The sequence below is a fragment of the Actinoplanes sp. NPDC051405 genome (genome assembly GCF_055586185.1).
Genome location: NZ_JBVJIR010000003.1, coordinates 175,713 through 192,149, shown reverse-complemented (window position 1 = coordinate 192,149; position 16,437 = coordinate 175,713). Strand labels below are relative to the sequence as shown.

The 16,437-nt window shown below is 73.4% G+C and carries 15 protein-coding genes; 7 read left to right on the top strand and 8 right to left on the bottom strand.

The window, feature by feature from the left end; genetic code table 11:
- Positions 1-405: 405 nt before the first annotated feature.
- Entirely contained in the window at positions 406-981 is a 576-nt protein-coding gene (locus ACZ6S4_RS08665) for a dihydrofolate reductase family protein (RefSeq protein ID WP_465474301.1), read from the top strand.
- On the opposite strand, the gene ACZ6S4_RS08660 is transcribed toward ACZ6S4_RS08665, so the two are convergent.
- The 6 genes from ACZ6S4_RS08660 to ACZ6S4_RS08635 form a co-directional block, all read right to left on the bottom strand.
- Positions 963-1,673, bottom strand: a complete 711-nt coding sequence (locus ACZ6S4_RS08660; RefSeq protein ID WP_465474300.1) for a helix-turn-helix domain-containing protein — start codon at positions 1,671-1,673, stop codon at positions 963-965. The two genes, ACZ6S4_RS08665 and ACZ6S4_RS08660, sit on opposite strands and share 19 nt — an antisense overlap.
- 227 nt (positions 1,674-1,900) lie before the next feature.
- Positions 1,901-2,869, bottom strand: coding sequence for a hypothetical protein (locus ACZ6S4_RS08655; protein WP_465474299.1), 969 nt, complete (start codon positions 2,867-2,869; stop codon positions 1,901-1,903).
- Entirely contained in the window at positions 2,866-5,355 is a 2,490-nt protein-coding gene (locus ACZ6S4_RS08650; protein ID WP_465474298.1) for an AAA family ATPase, read from the bottom strand. The genes ACZ6S4_RS08655 and ACZ6S4_RS08650 overlap by 4 nt, the downstream gene beginning before the upstream one ends.
- Positions 5,352-6,503, bottom strand: a complete 1,152-nt coding sequence (locus ACZ6S4_RS08645; protein ID WP_465474297.1) for an exonuclease SbcCD subunit D — start codon at positions 6,501-6,503, stop codon at positions 5,352-5,354. Before ACZ6S4_RS08645 ends, ACZ6S4_RS08650 begins: the two co-directional genes overlap by 4 nt.
- Positions 6,504-6,556: 53 nt before the next feature.
- Positions 6,557-8,317, bottom strand: a complete 1,761-nt coding sequence (locus ACZ6S4_RS08640; protein ID WP_465474296.1) for an ATP-binding protein — start codon at positions 8,315-8,317, stop codon at positions 6,557-6,559.
- A gap of 95 nt (positions 8,318-8,412) precedes the next feature.
- Entirely contained in the window at positions 8,413-9,120 is a 708-nt protein-coding gene (locus tag ACZ6S4_RS08635; protein WP_465474295.1) for a pyrimidine reductase family protein, read from the bottom strand.
- Between the two features lie 226 nt (positions 9,121-9,346).
- Between ACZ6S4_RS08635 and ACZ6S4_RS08630 the strand changes: the two genes are divergently transcribed.
- The 3 genes from ACZ6S4_RS08630 to ACZ6S4_RS08620 all read left to right on the top strand — a co-directional run bounded on the left by ACZ6S4_RS08630 (position 9,347) and on the right by ACZ6S4_RS08620 (position 12,426).
- Positions 9,347-10,363: a LacI family DNA-binding transcriptional regulator gene (locus tag ACZ6S4_RS08630; protein ID WP_433721272.1), complete on the top strand. Its 1,017-nt coding sequence runs from the start codon at positions 9,347-9,349 to the stop codon at positions 10,361-10,363.
- A gap of 147 nt (positions 10,364-10,510) precedes the next feature.
- Complete coding sequence (locus ACZ6S4_RS08625) at positions 10,511-11,272, top strand: ACT domain-containing protein (RefSeq protein WP_465474294.1); 762 nt, start codon at positions 10,511-10,513, stop codon at positions 11,270-11,272.
- A gap of 83 nt (positions 11,273-11,355) precedes the next feature.
- Positions 11,356-12,426: a GNAT family N-acetyltransferase gene (locus ACZ6S4_RS08620; RefSeq protein WP_465474293.1), complete on the top strand. Its 1,071-nt coding sequence runs from the start codon at positions 11,356-11,358 to the stop codon at positions 12,424-12,426.
- 56 nt (positions 12,427-12,482) lie between these two features.
- Here the strand turns inward: ACZ6S4_RS08620 and bsaP are convergent, their stop codons facing one another.
- A complete protein-coding gene (bsaP, locus tag ACZ6S4_RS08615) occupies positions 12,483-12,671 on the bottom strand; it encodes a biotin synthase auxiliary protein BsaP (protein WP_465474292.1) in 189 nt (62 codons plus the stop codon).
- Complete coding sequence (bioB, locus tag ACZ6S4_RS08610) at positions 12,668-13,663, bottom strand: biotin synthase BioB (protein ID WP_465474291.1); 996 nt, start codon at positions 13,661-13,663, stop codon at positions 12,668-12,670. The genes bsaP and bioB overlap by 4 nt, the downstream gene beginning before the upstream one ends.
- A gap of 97 nt (positions 13,664-13,760) precedes the next feature.
- Here bioB and ACZ6S4_RS08605 point away from each other — a divergent pair, with 97 nt between their 5' ends.
- From ACZ6S4_RS08605 to ACZ6S4_RS08595, 3 genes are all read left to right on the top strand, one after another.
- Positions 13,761-14,897 (top strand): 8-amino-7-oxononanoate synthase, encoded by a 1,137-nt coding sequence (locus ACZ6S4_RS08605; protein ID WP_465474651.1) that lies wholly within the window; start codon positions 13,761-13,763, stop codon positions 14,895-14,897.
- 341 nt (positions 14,898-15,238) lie between these two features.
- The gene (gene bioD / locus ACZ6S4_RS08600; protein ID WP_465474650.1) at positions 15,239-15,946 is read left to right on the top strand and encodes a dethiobiotin synthase; all 708 of its coding nucleotides are present in this window, start codon (positions 15,239-15,241) and stop codon (positions 15,944-15,946) included.
- Complete coding sequence (locus tag ACZ6S4_RS08595) at positions 15,946-16,413, top strand: GNAT family N-acetyltransferase (RefSeq protein ID WP_465474290.1); 468 nt, start codon at positions 15,946-15,948, stop codon at positions 16,411-16,413. The genes bioD and ACZ6S4_RS08595 overlap by 1 nt, the downstream gene beginning before the upstream one ends.
- Positions 16,414-16,437 lie beyond the last annotated feature (24 nt).

Genomic DNA, 16,437 nt, shown 5'->3' with positions numbered 1-16,437 from the left:
CCAGCGCCCGCCCGGGGCAGCGAAGTGAGCGGTCCGGGCTGTCCCGCCCGGCCTGGCCCAACCGGCCCAGCGCCAGCCCGGGGCAGCGAAGTGAGCGGTCCGGGCTGTCCCGCCCGGCCATCCGAACCGGCCCGCCGCCGGTCTCAGGCAGCGAAGTGAGCGGTCCCGGCATGCCCGGCCGCAACCGGACCGCCGCCCATCCCGCTCAACGGAAGTGGGCGGCCTCGGCCATCCCCGCCCGGCCGGGCCGGTGGGTCGGTGCCGCCGGCGTGCCGGGTGGCCAGGCTGAAGCGGTCCCCGACCACCTGGCCGTTCGGGTGGCTGTCGTTTCTGTCCAAGACGGCGGCCGTGGCCGCGTTCTAGCGTGAACCCCGACCGCTCCCCCGAGCATGAGGAGACAGCACCATGCGTGACCTGGTCTACACCGGTTTCATGTCGCTCGACGGCGTCGTGGACTCGCCCGGCGGACCGAGCGAGGGGCATCGCAGCGGCGGCTGGGTGGTCAAGGACCTCGAGTTCGTCCCGGAGGCCTGGTCGCTGAAGGGCGAAGAACTCGCCGACACGACGGCGCTGATGTTCGGCCGCCGCAGCTACGAGGCGTTCGCGCCGATCTGGCCCGGCTCCGAGGATCACGCCGCCTACAAGGACCTGCCCAAGTACGTGGTGTCGAGCACGCTGACCGACGACGCCCTGGTCGACGGGTGGGGTCCGACGACGATCCTGCGCTCGACCGAGGACGTCGCCGCACTCAAGCAGGGCGAGGGTGGCGCGATCTTCATCCACGGGAGCGCGGAGCTGGCCCGGCGGTTGTCGGACGCGGGCCTGATCGACCGGTACCACCTGCTGGTCTTCCCCGTGCTGCTCGGTGCCGGGAAGAGCCTGTTCGGCCGGGCCGACCGGGACAAGCACATGCTGGCGCTGCGCGAGTCGGAGAGCTACTCGAACGGGATCCTGAAGCTGGTCTACGACGTCAAGGGCTGATCCAGGTCGAGGGCGATCGCGCCGCCGTCGCCCTCGCGCAACTGCCTCGCGGTGCGCCCGACGTAGCAGCGCAGGGCCCGGGCCAGGTGCGGCTCGTCAAAGTAGTCCAGCTTGGCGACAACATCGGCGGCCGGGTCGCCGGCCGCCAGCAGCTCCGCCGCTGTGCGGGCCCGCTCGATCTGCCGGACCGCGCCCCGGGTCAGTCCGGTCGCGGCACGGAACCGGCGTTCGACCGTACGGTCTGAGACAGCCGGGCGATGACCCCGCAGCACGTCCGCGACGAGCGGGTCCCGGACCACGATCTCGGCCCGGACAAGACCGGCGACCAGGGCCTCCGCGTCGTCGGGGCCGGGCGTCTCCCAGCGCGTACCGTCCAGCCGGAACGTCCGGCGCGTGGTGTCGGGAAGTCCGATGCCGCCGTCGACCAGCGCCGGCGTGGGCACGGCCCGCAACGAGGTGCCCACGGCGAACTCGATGCCCATGAAGGTCGCGCCCTCCGGCACGGGCGCCGCGCCGGTCCGGGTCTCCGGACCGGTGATACCCGCGTACGCCCGGCCGGCCCGCGCCCAGAACACCAGGCCCCAGCGCACCCCGGCGACGGACGTCATCGCAGTGACCTGCTCACTCGCACAGGTCCACACGGCGTCGACCCACGGCGAGTCGGACCGGCGCGTCTCGAACCGCAGTCCCACGGGCAGAAGATACGCTGCCCGGCCCGCGGCGTGGGTCAGCGCGCAGCGGGATCCGCCCGCGGCGGTCTACGCGGCGAGCCAGCGGAGCGGCGGGCAACGCGGCGCGATCAGCCAGCGGCAGGCGGTGCGGCCAGCGGCAGGCGATGCGGCCAGCGGCAGGCGGTGCGACCAACCAGCGGCGCGATCAGCGAGCGGCGGCAACGCGGCGGGGTCAGCCGGCGGTGAGGTCAGCGACTCCGGGCGGTAGCCAGGGTGAGGGCGCGGTGCAGCACCCGCGCGTCGCCCAGCATTCCCCGCAAGCGCCGCTCCAGACCCGCGATCGGCACCAGATTCTGCGGTGCCCGGGGGTCCTTGTACGACGACGAGGCGAACCTCGGCAAGGTCGCGGACGACAGGTCGGCCAGCTCGATCGCCTCGGCCGGGGTCAGGTCCGGGGAGCACTCGATCCGGACGATGCCCGACCACGGCGCTCCTGAGGCTCCTGGCAGGCGGAGGTACCAGGACCAGCCGCCCCAGACCGTGCCCATCTGGAAGACCGGTGTGCGCTGGGTCGGCCGCAGCGAGGTCACCACAGCGGTCAGTGCCGTTGGCAAATACTGCTTCTGCTGCGTCTTCACATAGCCGATCGTGCGCGGCAGCTGCCTCCTGTTACGCAGCGGGCCGTCCACCACCAGCAGGTCGGCGCCGTCCGAGCCGCCGTCGCGGGCCGCGCCTGAGATGTCGATCTCCAGGGCGGTCAGGGGCGCCTGGACTGCGGCCGGCAGCTTGCTTGCCTCGCCGGTGCCGCTGACCCGGTGCACCTCGTAGCGCACCGAGCCCGCTTGGAGGTCCTCCGCGCTCGGCGAGGCGGTGAACAGACCCCGGGCCACGCGCGCTCCGGCGAGCTCCGCGATGCCGTTGCGCAGGTCGCAGCGCACCACGCCGGCGGCGTACGAGGCGGCCAGGCCGGCGTACGACAGGCCGTCCTCCTCGGCCGTCCACAAGCCGGCGTCGTTTCGGCGGACGCCGTCGACCAGGAACACCACGTCGGGGCAGCGGACCCGGGACGAGACGTCGATCGGGGCCCACTGGTCGGCGGGCACCTCGACGTCCGTGTCGACCTGCGCGCTGCTGGGCGACGCCGGGCCGTCCGACGAGTCGCCCTCGAACGACGCCCCGTACGACGGGTCCCAGGCGTCGACGAACATCCGCGTCACAGACCAACCCTTTCCACATAGGCCGTACGGGCGTCCTTGTGCACCTCGAACCGCACCGGTACGCGTTCCGCCAGAGCGTTGACGTGGGTGACCACCCCGACCATCCGGTCTCCGCGGGCGGCCAGGTTTTCCAAGGTCGCCGCCACCACGTCCAGCGTCGCCGCGTCCAGGGTGCCGAAGCCCTCGTCGAGCACGATCGACTCCAGGCTCGCCGCCGTCGTCGACATGCCGGCCAGTTGTTCGGAGAGGGCGAGCGCCAGCGCGAGGGACGCCTGGAACGTCTCGCCGCCGGACAGCGTGCGCACCCCGCGCCGCAGGCCCGCGTCGTGGTGGTCGATGACGAAGAACTCACCCTTGTCGTGCATCAGGTCGTACTGTCCCCCGGTCAGCTCGCGCAGGATCCGCGACGCGCCGTCGACGAGCAGATCCAGCGCCTCCTCGAGCAGCCAGCGCTCGAAGTTGTTGGCCCGCAGGTGCCCGGCCAGCGCCTTGGCCACCCGGCCGTCGCGCAGCAGCGTGGCGCGCTGCTCGGCGAGCGCCCGGGCCTGCTCGCGGCGGTCGACCAGCCGCTGCCACGCCGCCTCGGCCCGTTCGGCGGCCACCGCGGCGGCCCGGATGAGGTCGGCGTCGGCACCGCCGGACGGCGCGTTGAGCCCGGCGTCGGTGAACAGGGCCAGCACGGCCGCGCGGGCCTGCTGGGTCTCCGCGTGCGCGGCCTCGACCGCCGCCGCGGCCTCGGCTCGGGCTTCCTCCCGCTCCCGGGCGGACGTCCGCGCCCACTCGACCAGCGTGGACCAGGCCGCGGCGAGGTCGTCACGGTCGGCCGGCGGGGGCGAGAACCGGGCCACCGCGTCGCGGACCGTGTCGAACGAACGCCAGGCCGTACGCTGCTGCTCGTCGGCCGCCGCGACCGCCGCGTGCGCCCGCCGCTGGGTGTCGCGGGCCTCGCGGACCGCCGCGCCGGCGTGGTCGAGCTTCTTCTGCAGCTTGGTGAGCTCCTCCAGCTGCCGGCGCAGGGCGTCGACGCCGGGCGAGTCGGCCAGCGCGGCGCGCACCTCGGTGAGCCGGGACCGGTGCTGCTCCAGCTGGGCACGCTTGCGGTCGAGGCCACGCTCGAGCTCCCGCGCCACGGCGTCGCGCTGCTTGAACGCCGTCGAGGCCACGTCCGCCGCTGCCCGGGCCGCCTTGCCCGTGCGCTCGGCGGCCTGGACCGCCGAGCCCTCCGGCATCGGCGGCACCTCGGTCACCGGCTGGGCGCACACCGGGCAGTCATGACCGGCCGTCAGGTGCGCCCGCAGAGCGGCCGCGCGGTCCAGGGTCTGGGCCTCGGCGTATTCCAGGCGGGCCTGCTCCAGCAGCTGCTCGGCGCCCGTGTGCGCGGCCCGGGCCAGGTCGGCGGCCGCCACGGCGTCCTTGTATTCCACCTCGGCCACGGAGACCTCGCCCGCGAACCACTCCGCCTGGCCGGTCAGCCGGTCCAGTTCGAGGTGGCGGTCGAGCAGCAACCCGAGCGAACCCGCGTCGCCGGCGGCGGCCAGCTCTCCCCGTACCTTTTCTTCGCGCTCCTCGGCCGCGCGCACGCCCGCCGCCGCCTCGTCGGCGCCGGCCCGGGCGGCGGCCGCGGCCTCGGCGACCTTGGCGCTGCCGGCGGGCATCTTGACCCGGGCGAGCACGGCCAGCTCGCCGGCGATCGCGTCGCGGGCCGCGGCCAGCTCGGTCTCGCGGGCCCGGACCACGCTGAGCTGGGGCACCGCCTGCTCGACGGCCCGGGTCAGCTCGCGCATCGCGGTCAGGCGGGTCTCGGCGGCGTCGACCGCCTCGTCGTCGGCGTCGGTCAGCCCGGCCAGCAGCTGGTCGAGGGTGGCCAGCTGGGCCTCTGCCTTCGTCGCGCGGGTCGAGGCCTTGGCCTGGACCTCCTCGTAGACGTGCAGGCCGAGCAGGTTGACCAGGATCTGCTGGCGGGTGGCCGGCTTGGCGTGCAGGAAGTCGGCGAACTGGCCCTGCGGCAGGATCACGCAGCTGGTGAACTGCTCGTACGGCAGGCCGACAGCCTCGACGATCGCACTGTCCATCTCGGCCGGGGTTCCGGCGAGCACATCGCCGAGGTCCTCCAGGCTCATCCCGGTGTCGAGCCGGGTCACGTCGAAGCCCGGCGGCATGAGCTGCAGGCCCGCGCCGGCCGTCTTGACGTTGCCCCGGCCGTCGCGGCGCACCACCCGGGTCGCCACGTAGCGGGAGCCGGCGGACTCGAAGACGAGCCGCACCCGGGCCTCGGTGGCCGAGGGCGCCAGCGCGTTGCCGATGCCGCGGCTGCCGCCCCAGCGGGGCACGCTGCCGTAGAGGGCGAAGCAGATGCCGTCGAGCACCGTGGACTTGCCCGAGCCGGTCGGTCCCACCAGCGCGAAATAGTCCGCGTCGGTGAAGTCGACCGTGGTCTCCTCCCGGAAGACCGTGAAACCGGCCATGTCGAGCCGTAGCGGCCTCATGAGTGGGTGCTCACCTCGTCGTAGAGCTCGTCGAAGAGTTCCCGGACGCCTTCCTCGGCGTTGCCGCGACTGTCCAGATAGTCACCGAAGAGCTGGCGGGGGCTGCGCCCGGCGCGCTGCGCCATCCGCTCCCCGGCCCGGTCGGGCACCATGTCCGGATCGATGCGCACCTCCAGGGCGTTGGGCAAGAGCTCCTGGACGTCCTCGCGCAGCCCGACCCGTGGCGTCTCACGGACGAATACACGCAGCCAGGCATCCGGAAGGTTCACCGTGGCGAGCTGGTCGAGTGAGCCGCGCACGGTGCGCAGCGTCTTGGCCGAGTTCACGGGCACATCGCGGACCTTCGCCGCCTTCTCGGCCGAGACGTCCACGATCGCGACCGAGCTGATGTTCTCCTCCTCGCCGAAGTCGACGGCGAGCGGGCTGCCGCTGTAGCGCACCGGGCAGGGGCCGATGACCGCCTGGGAACGGTGCAGGTGACCCAGGGCGACATAGTGCGTGCCGGGCGGGAAGACGGTGGCCGGGACCGCGTACCCCATGACGGTGTGGGCCTCGCGCTCGCCGCCGCCGGCGCTGGCGCCGACCACGGTCAGGTGGGCGGTGAGCAGGTTGACCACGCCGGGCTCGCCGAAGTCCTCCGCGAGCCGGGCGATCAGCCGGGCGATGTGGTCGGCGTACGTCTGGCTGGCCTCGGCCGCGGTCAGCTCGTACATCTCCACGGCGCGGATCGCGTAACGCTGGGAGAGGAACGGCAGTGCGGCCAGCCGCCAGCGCTCACCGCCGGCGGTCGTCCCGGTCAGGATCAGGTCGTCGGGCTTGTCGCGTACGGACCCGCGCAGCGTGATCCCGGCCGCCTCGGCCCACGGGCGCAGCGCGTCCAGCGCCTGGCCGTTGTCGTGGTTGCCGCCGATCGCGATCACCGTGGCGCCGGTCTGCCGCAGGGCGGACAGCGCCCGGGTCACCACCCGGACGGCGTCCGGCGAGGGCGCGGCCGTGTCGTAGAGGTCACCGGCGATGATCACGAGGTCGGGCTGCTCGGCCCGGGCGATCTCCACGACCTGGCCGAGCACCTTGATGTGTTCCTCGTGCCGGGTCCGGCCCTTCAGGACCTTCCCCACATGCCAGTCGGACGTGTGCAAGATGCGCATCGCTCTATCTTTCGCCGTTTGGTGTTGACGTGCGCCGGAGGCGCCCTGGAAGGCTAGAACGGGATGTCGTCGTCGGACGAACCGCCGCGGCCGCCGACCACCGCGAACGGGTCGACCCCTTGCACGATCGAGCGCATCGTGGCTGCCGGGGGCGGTCCCGACTCGGACTTGCGGGTGGCCCAGGCCGGGAACGGGAACTCGACACACAGTGGGACGGGGATGTCCGGCTGGTTGACGAACATCGTGCCGGGCCGGGCCAGCAGGGCCCGCTGGCGCATCGCCGGGGGCAGGAAGCCGTACTCCGGGCGGGACGCCTCGGCCGGGTCGAGGCGGCCGACCACCCGGATCGCCGAGTTCGTGACGATCCGGCGCTCCACCTCGCTGGCGGTCTGCTGCGCGCCGATCAGGATCACGCCCAGCGAGCGGCCACGCTCGGCGATGTCTAGCAGCACCTCCTTGATCGGCGAGGAGCCCTCGCGAGGGGCGTACTTGTTGAGCTCGTCGAGCACGACGAACAACAGCGGGCGGCCGGTGCCCGACTTCTCCTTGTCGTCGAACTCCGTCTTGAGGGTCACGCCGACCACGAAGCGCTGCGCGCGGTCCGGCAGATTGTGCAGGTCGACGACGGTGACCTGGGCGCTCTCGGCAGTCTTGATCTGGTGCGGGCGGCGGGCGGCCAGGTCGCCGCGGATGAGCCGGGCCAGGTCGCGCTTGCTGCCGATCAGCCGGCGGGCGAACGCGTTGACCGTGCCCATGTTGACCGCGCTGCCGGCCCAGGTGGAACGGGTCTCGTCGTCGGTGAGCTGGTCGACGACGTGGTCCACGAGGTCGCCGTACGACGACAGTCGCCGCCCGTCGATGCTGATGCCACCCTCGGCGGGCACCGCGTGCCGGGCCAGGTGCGCGGTCACCGAGTGGACGACCATCGTGTACTGCTGGCGTTCGTCGTCGGCGTCGGCGAAGACGTACGGCAGCAGCCGCTTGGAGCAGAACTCCTCGAGCGTCCAATAGAAGCTGTCGACCCCGGTGAGCCGGCTCTGCACGTCGGGCGCCCCGGAGGAGTCACCGGCCCGCGGCGGCGCGTAGACCCGCACGTCGGGGAACGGGGTGGCGGGCAGGCCGAGCCGCGCGTACGCCGCCTCGGTGGCCTCGTCGAGCTTGGTGTTGGGGTGGTCGAGGAAGAGCAGGTCCTCGCCCTTGACGTTGAAGATCAGGGCGCGGGCGTTGACCGCGTCGCCGCCGAGCTGCCCGGACCGGAACACCGAGTAGAGCAGGAAGGTGGCGAAGCTGGTCTTGGTGGCCACGCCCGAGATGCCGGAGATGGACACGTGGGCGCCGCGGGTGCCGTCGAGGAAGTCGGCGTTGAGGAAGACCGGCACGCCGTCTCGGCCGGTGCCCATCGGGACCCGCCGCTCCATCCGGTCGAAGTGCAGGGCCGCGTCGCGCGCGGCGCCGGAGGCCCGGTGCACGACGGCGCCGGGTGCGGGCGGCACGTAGAGCTCCGGGTCGACCCGGGTGGTGGTGATCTCGGCCGCCTCCTGCACCAGGGCCGGCAGGGTGCCCTCGGCGATGGCGAAGACGTCGGAGTCGAACTGCGCGCCCTCGTGCCGGGCGCGGACCTGGGTCACCACGCCGGCGATCGTCACCGGCTCGCGGCCGGGCAGCTCGCGCTTGGTCACCACGACGTCGTCGAGCTGCAGGTAGCTGCCCGGCGTGACCGCCGTCCAGAACTGCAACGGGGTGGCGTCGGCGGTGCCGAGGACACGCCCGACCGGTTCGCTTACTTCGACCACTTCGTCAGACACGCCGATCATGTTGCACCAGACGTATGACAAACGACGGACGGCACGTCGGTTGGCACGCGTTGTCCACAACTTCTAGGGGTCATCCACAGGGTTGTCCACAACTTCTAGCGGCTGCGGGCGTACCGGAGAAAAAGCATGTCCCCGTCGGCCAGGATGCCGGCCAGCGACATCTCCCGCGGCGGGCCGTCGGGCCCGGCCGCGATCCGGCCGGCGCCCCCGGCGACCAGCCGGGGCGAGACCGTCAGGCACAGCTCGTCGACCAGATCGGCGGCGATCATCGCCCCGAACAGGTGCGGGCCGCCCTCGCAGAGCAGCTGGGTCGCGCCCCGCGCGTGCAGCTCGCGGACCGCCGCGGCGAGGTCGACCGATTCCTCACCCACGGTGATGATGTCGGCCACCTCGGCCAGGGCCGCCCGGCGGCCGGCGGGAGCTCCGGCGTGGGTGACGATCAGCGGCCGGACCGGCGCATCCGAGAAGACGAGCTGCTCCGGGTCCAGCTCCAGAGAGCCCGAGACGACCACCATGAGCGGGAACTCGCTCAGCCCGTGCGCCCGGCGCCACTCCCGCGCCGGCCCGGTCATCCGTAACGCGTCGTAGTTCTCGGTGCGGACCGTGCCCGCCGCGACCACCAGCGCGTCGCAGAGCATCCGCAGTGTGTCGAAGATCATTTTGTCGCCCGGGCCACCGAGGCCGGCGGACTTGCCGTTCACCGTCACGGCGCCGTCGATGCTGGCCACGAAATTCACCCGCAGGGTGGGCTCCGGGCGACGCGGATAGCAGGCGGCCAGGTCGGCGTCATGGACGTCGATCACGGTGACGCCGGGCCCGTGACCGGCGGAGTCGGCTCGACGGGACGGTGCTGGCAGTCGCACCACGACCCGCCCCGGCAGTCCTCGTGACGGCGCTCGCGGCAAGCGTGACAGATCATCCCTGAACCCTAGGCGCCCGGCGTCGTGCGGACAGCCCGGAACCGGGCAAGGTCAAATCTAGACAGCCCACGGGCGAGACATCGGCGGTCCTGAGGGCGATAATGCCCGGATGACCAGGCAACCCGTCCGTGCACCGGGTCGACCGACGCTCGACGCCGTCGCGGCGCGCGCCGGCGTCGGCCGCGGCACCGCATCGCGCGTCCTGAACGGGTCGTCGCAGGTCAGCGCGCAGGCCAAGGCCGCCGTCGAGGCCGCCATCCAGGAGCTGGGCTATGTGCCCAACCGGGCGGCGCGCTCCCTGGTGACCCAGCGGACGGACTCGGTGGCGCTGGTCGTCTCCGAGTCGCAGGAGCGCGTCTTCGGCGAGCCGTTCTTCGCCGGCGTGCTGCGCGGCATCAATGCGGCCCTGCTCGAGACACCGCTGCAGCTGTGGCTGGCGATGGCCGCGTCCCCCGAGCAGCGCGAGCGGGTCGAGCACCACCTGACCGGCCAGCACGTCGACGGCGTCCTGTTGCTCTCCCTGCACGACGACGACCCGCTGCCGGCCGTGCTGCGCGAGCGCGGCATGCCGTTCGTCTTCGGCGGCCGCTCCGCGCGCGCCGCCGAGAGTGACTTCCTGGTCGACGTCGACAATTCCGCCGGCGCCCGCAAAGCGGTCGAATACCTGATCGGCAACGGCGCCCGGCGGGTCGCCACGATCGCCGGGCCGCAGGACATGGAGGTCGGCCGGGCCCGGCTGGCCGGCTACCGCGCGGCGGTGAGCGGGCCGGAGCTGGTGGCGTACGGCGACTTCAGCGAGGCCGGCGGGGCCAAGGCGATGCGCGCCCTGCTCAACCGTGAGCCCGACCTCGACGCCGTCTTCGTCGCCTCCGACCTCATGGCCAGCGGAGCGTTGCGCGCCCTGCGCGACGCGGGCCTGCGCGTGCCGCAGGACGTGGCGGTCATCGGCTTCGAGGACGCACCGGTGGCCCGCCAGTGCGAGCCCCCGCTGACCACGGTCCACCAGCCCGTCGAAGAGATGGGCCGGCGCATGGCCGAGCTGCTGGTGTGCCGGATCCGCCGCGAGCCGGTGGAGATTTCCCACGTTCTGCTCGACACCCATCTGGTCCGTCGCGCCTCCGCCTGACCCGTCCTACCCTGAAGTGTGATTCCGGGCATATCTCTGTGCCTTGACGGCCGGGACACGGCGCCGCAACCGGTGCGAAACGCCGCTTGGGCAATGTTGGCGCTTGGGACGGCACTGCCGTGCCGTTCTCCAGACGGGAGGAGTTGCATGTTGCTGCGGGTACGGGTCACTCTGCCGGACCGCCCTGGAGCCCTCGGTCAGGTCGCGCGCACGCTCGGCGTCGCCGGGGCCGACATCGTCCAGGTCGTCGTGCTGGAGCGGCTCGGCGGGCGGGCCGTGGACGACTTCACCGTCGTCTGGCCGGGTGCCGCCCGCGTCGAACGACTCCTGGCCGGCCTCGCCGCCATCCCCGGTGTGCAGGTCGACGGCGTCTGGCGGGCGATCGGCGCACCGGTCTCCGGCGGTCACGACGCCGAGCTGCTGGCCCAGGTCGCGGCCAACCCGGCGGACGGGCTGGCCACGCTGGTCGACGCCGTACCGGGGCTGCTGGCCGCCGACTGGGCCGCTGCCGCGATCGTGCCGGCCGACTGGGCCGCGCGCACCGCCGCGCCCCGGCCGGTCCCGGCCGACGAGCCGTCCCTGCGCCTGCCGACCGGCAGCGAGCCCGCGGTGACGTACGCGAGCTGGCGCGCCCCGTCCCCCCTGCTCCTGCCCGAGGTCACCCCGCTGCGCGCCCGGCCGATGACCGGATCCGACGGCACCCGGTACGCGGTGGCCCCGTTCGGCCGCGCGGGCCTGGTCCTGGTGATCGCCCGGGCCGACGACGACGATCTGCCCGCCGCCGCCTTCCACATCACCGAGGTGGACCGGATCGCCCAGCTGGTCCGCGCGGCTGCCGTGATCCTCGGTGACCGCCTCGACCGGGCCGGTGTGCCGTCGGTCGCCACGGCTGTGATTGAACCCTCATAGCCGTCCCAGCTGAAGCAATGCGCAGGTAACACCGGCGAGGCACGCTTAGTCAGGGAGTCGATCCGGGAGAGGGAGTGCCGAGCATGGCGCTGTGGCGCATCAGGGCAACCGTCGAGGACAAGCCGGGCTACCTCTCTGTGCTGACCGCGAGCCTCGCGCTGCGGTCCGTCAACATTCTCGCCGTCCAGGTGCACACCACCGAGGGCGGCGCGGTCGACGACTTCCTGGTCGACGCGCCCGACACCATGTCGGAGCAGGAGCTGCAGGCCGCGATCGCCCGTGGCCGGGGCCGCGACGCGTTCGTCACCCGCGCCGAGGCCCAGGGCCTGGCCGACCAGCCGACCCGGGCCCTCGCGCTGGCCGGCCGGCTGGTGCACGACCCCGACTCGCTGGGCGAGGCCCTGGTCACCCTGCTCGACGCGGCCGAAGTGCGCTGGCGGCCCGAGGGCACGGTGGTGCTGCACGGCTTCGACGAGGAGCGGATGACGCTCATCGACCCGGCCGGCGGCAGCTACGAGGTGCTGCGGCCCGCGCCGGCCTTCACCCCCGCCGAGTACGCCCGGGCCCAGGCGCTGGTCGAGGTCAGCGGCGCCCTGGTGCGCCGCACCACCGACCAGACCACTCTGCTGCTGCCGGACGGCGCCGAGCTGCTGATCCGCGCCGCGACCGGGGATGACGTCGAAGGCGTACGGCGGATGCACGCCCACAGCTCCATGCTGTCGCGTCAGCGCCGCTATCTCGGTGGCGGGCAGATGCCCTCGGAGGCCCGTCTGCGCCGGATGCTCGAGCCGGCCAACGGCCTGACGCTGCTGGCCCTGCACGTCGACCCGGCGAGCGGCGAGGAACGGGTCGTCGCGATGGCCAACCTGCTCACCGAGGGCGACCTCGGCGAGGTGGCTCTGCTGGTGCAGGACGCCTGGCAGCGCCGGGGCATCGGCACGGTGCTGCTGCGCCGGCTGACCGCCTGGGCGGCCCGGATGAACTTCTCGGCCCTGGTGGCGCACACCGGTGCCGACAACGTCGCGATGCTCCGCACGCTGCGCCGCTTCGGCGTCGCGGACGGCGGCGACCGTGACGGGGCTCTGCGGACCCTGACCCTGCCGGTGGCGGGTCACCGGTCGGCGAGCGATGAGACTCCTGCCACCTCCGGGTGACGGGTGAGAGCGGCGACGGCGGACCTCCCGAGGTCCGCCGTCGCCGATGGGTCACCCTAGGAGCGGCGCACCCCGTGCTCGACGCACGTTGCGGTCCACCCGGTCGGCACGACCTGCACCTTCATCCGGCGCCGGCAGTCCGGGCAGAAACGGGGCGGCTCCAGCTCACGGGCCGCCACGCACGCCGAGTGGTCACCCTCCGCGGCTGTCTGGCCGCACCGGTCGCAATACACCAGGACCGTCACAGCGTCGCCGAGAGCGCCTTGACCGGCATCTTCAGCTCCTGCAGCAGCTCCAGGTCGGAGGTGGCCGGGCGGCCGAGCGTCGTCAGATAGTTGCCGACGATCACCGCGTTGATGCCACCGAGCAGGCCGTCGCGGGTGCCGAGGTCGCCCAGGGTGATCTCGCGGCCGCCCGCGTACCGCAGGATGGTCCTGGGCATCGCCAGCCGGAAGGCGGCGATCGCGCGCAGCGCGTCCTTGCCCTCCACCACCGGGCGGTCGCCCAGCGGGGTGCCCGGGCGCGGGTTGAGGAAATTCAGCGGGACCTCGTGCGGGTCCAGCTCGGCGAGCTGCGCGGCGAACTCGGCCCGCTGCTCGACGGTCTCGCCCAGGCCGAGGATGCCGCCGCAGCAGACCTCCATGCCGGAGTCGCGCACCATCTTGAGCGTGCCCCAGCGCTCCTCCCACGAGTGGGTGGTCACCACGTTCGGGAAGTAGGACCGGCAGGTCTCGAGATTGTGGTTGTAGCGGTGCACGCCCATGTCGACGAGCTCGTCGACCTGCTCCTGGGTGAGCATGCCCAGGCTGGCCGCGACCTGGATGTCGACGGCCTCCTTGATCGCCTTGACGCCCTCGCGCATCTGGGCCATGAGCCGCTGGTCGGGCCCGCGCACGGCGGCCACGATGCAGAACTCCGTCGCCCCGGTCGCCGCGGTCTGCTTGGCCGCCTCGACCAGCGAGGGGATGTCGAGCCAGACCGCGCGCACCGGCGAGGTGAACAGGCCGGACTGTGAGCAGAAGTGGCAGTCCTCGGGACATCCGCCGGTCTTGAGCGACACGATGCCCTCGACCTCGACCTCCGGGCCGCACCACTTCATCCGGACGTCGTGCGCCACCTGGAGCAGCTCCGGCAGATCCTGGTCGGGCAGCCGCAACACCTCGAGGATCCCCGCCTCGTCGAGCCCGGCACCATCGGCAAGAACCTGGGCCCGGGCCCGGTCGAGGATCTCTGGCATGCCCGTACCCTACAAGGCGTTCCGCCCGGCCGGGATGTCGGAGCCGGGTGATAGTTTGCCCGGCGGACGGGGTTCCGGCGATGAGGGCGAGGGTGCTTTGGCGGGCTGGCAGGAGGCGCTCGAGCGCCAGGCCCGCACGCGGGCCAAGGCCGGGCTGACCAGGACCTTGCGGCCGCGCCCGGCCGACGACCGGGTCGTCGACCTGGCCGGCAACGACTACCTCGGCCTGGCCGTGCACCCCGAGGTGATCGCGGCGTCGGTCCGGGCTCTGCAGGAGTACGGCCTGGGCGCCACCGGTTCGCGTCTGGTCCGCGGCTCCACCCGGGCCCACGCCGCGCTGGAGACCGACCTGGCCGACTGGCTCGGCGCCGAGCAGGCACTGGTCTACTCCTCGGGCTACCTGGCCAATCTGGGTGCGGTCCGCGCGCTGGCCGGCCCGCAGACCCTGCTCGTCTCGGACCGCTACAACCACGCGTCGCTGATCGACGGCTGCAAGAGCTCGGGCGCCGAGGTGGTCGTCGCCCCGCACGCCGACCCGGCCGCCCTCGCGGCGATCCTCGACGCCCACCCCGGCCGGCCCGCCGTGTTCGTCACCGAGTCGGTCTTCTCCGTGGACGGCGACCTCGCGCCACTGGCCGAGCTGCACGCGGTGACCTCCGCGCACGACGCGCTGCTGCTGGTCGACGACGCCCACGCGGTGGGTGTGCTCGGCGCCGAGGGCGGGGGCGGTGTCGCGGCGGCAGGCCTGGCGGGCCGGCCGGACGTCGTCGTGACGGCGACTCTGTCGAAGTCCCTGGGCGGAGCGGGTGGCGTGGTCGCGGGTCCGGCGGCACTGATCCGGCACCTGATCGACACGGGGCGCACGTTCATCTACGACACCGCGCCGCCGCCGGCCGTGGTGGCCGGTGTGCACGCGGCGCTGCGGGTGGCCCGGGCTGCGGACGACCGACGGGCGGTGCTCGCCGCGCGGGGTGAGCTGACCGCACGGCGGCTCGGCGCGGCCGGGTTCGAGGTGTCGCGGCCGGCGGCGGGGGTGCTGTCGGTGCCCGCGCCGGGCCCGGAAGCGGCGGTGGCCTGGGCAGCGGACTGCGCCGACCGGGGCATCGCCGTGGGCTGCTTCCGACCGCCGTCGACGCCGGACGGCTCGTCCCGGCTGCGCCTGACCCTGAACGCCGGCGTCACGGAAGCGGACTTCGCGCGAGCCCTGGACGTGATCGTGGAGTGCGCACCGTGACGTGGGACCAGACAGCCCCGCCCCGCTCCCCGGAGGAAGACCCCCGCCCGGTCTCCCCGGCGGTCCCGGACCCCGGCTTCCCCGGCACCCCGCCGCCGGGGCACCAGCCGGGCGACCCCCGGCCGGGCACTCCTCAGCCGGGCCATCAACCAGGCGATCCGCAACCCGACCCCCAACCGGACGGCCCGGCCATGCCGGTGCCGGTCTCACCCGGCGTAGGCCCCGCCTCCCCCGACGACGCCGATCTCTCCCCCGAGACCATCCAGGCCACCGTCGCCGCCGAGCCCGAGCCGGCCACCCGCTCCGCCGCCCGCCCCGCCGAGGCCGGCGAGTGGCGTGGCATCGTCCTGGTCACCGGCACGGACACCGACGTCGGCAAGACCATCGTCACCTCGGCCATCGCGGCCGCCGCCCAGGCCGCCGGCCTGCGCGTCGCCGTGGTCAAGCCCGGGCAGACCGGCACCGCCGACGGCGGCCCCACCGACATCGACCTGATCACCCGGCTCGCGCATCCGCACACCGCGCGCACCCTGGCGTCCTATCCCGAGCCGCTGGCCCCGCTGGCCGCCGCGAAGGTCGCCGGGATGGAGCCGCTGGAGCTCTACGAGGTCGTGGACGCGATCCGGGCCGAGGCCGACAAGCACGACCTGGTGCTCGTCGAGGGCGCCGGCGGTCTGCTGGTGCCGATGGGCGTCCGTCCTTCGGGTGAGGCCTGGACCGTCGCCGATCTCGCCACCACGCTCGGGGGCCGGACGATCGTGGTGTCCCGGGCCGGGCTGGGCACGCTCAACCACACCGCTCTGACGTTGGAGGCGCTGGATCGCCGGGGGGTGCCGGCCAAGGTGGTGCTGGGTGCGTGGCCCGCCGAGCCGGAGCTGGTGCACTGGGCCAACCTGACCGAGCTGGTTCCGCACCTGGTCGGCGCGTTGCCGGACGGCGCCGGGGGGATGGAGCCGGGTGTCTTCCAGCGGTCCGCACCGGGCTGGTTGACGCCCGCGCTGTTCGGCGTGCTGGACGACTGGCGTGTCTGGGCCGACGAGGTCAGCTGATGGAGATCACCATCGCGGCGGCCGATCCGGCCGACGCCGGTGAGGTGCTCACCGTGCAGCGGGCCGCTTTCCTGGCCGAGGGGGCGCTGAACAACTCGTTCACGCTGCCACCGCTGACCGAGACCCTGGACGAGGTGCGGGCCGTGCTCGCCGACCCGGACACGGTGGTGCTCGTGGCCCGGCTGGGGCACCGGCTGGTCGGGTCGGTACGGGCCAGGGTGACCGACCGCACCGGGCACATCGGCCGTCTCTCCGTGGCTCCCGACCTGCAGGGACAGGGGCTCGGGCGACGCCTGACCACTGCCGTCGAGGAGGCGCTGGCCGGCCGGGTCGACCGCTTCGAGCTGTTCACCGGCGCCACCAGTGCGGCCAACCTACGGCTGTACCGCGGCCTCGGGTACGTCGAGTCCGGCTGGGGGCCGGGGGCGGCGCCGGTCGGGATCACGTACCTGGAAAAGCGGGTTTGAACTGTTTTTCCTGCCTGCCGCCGC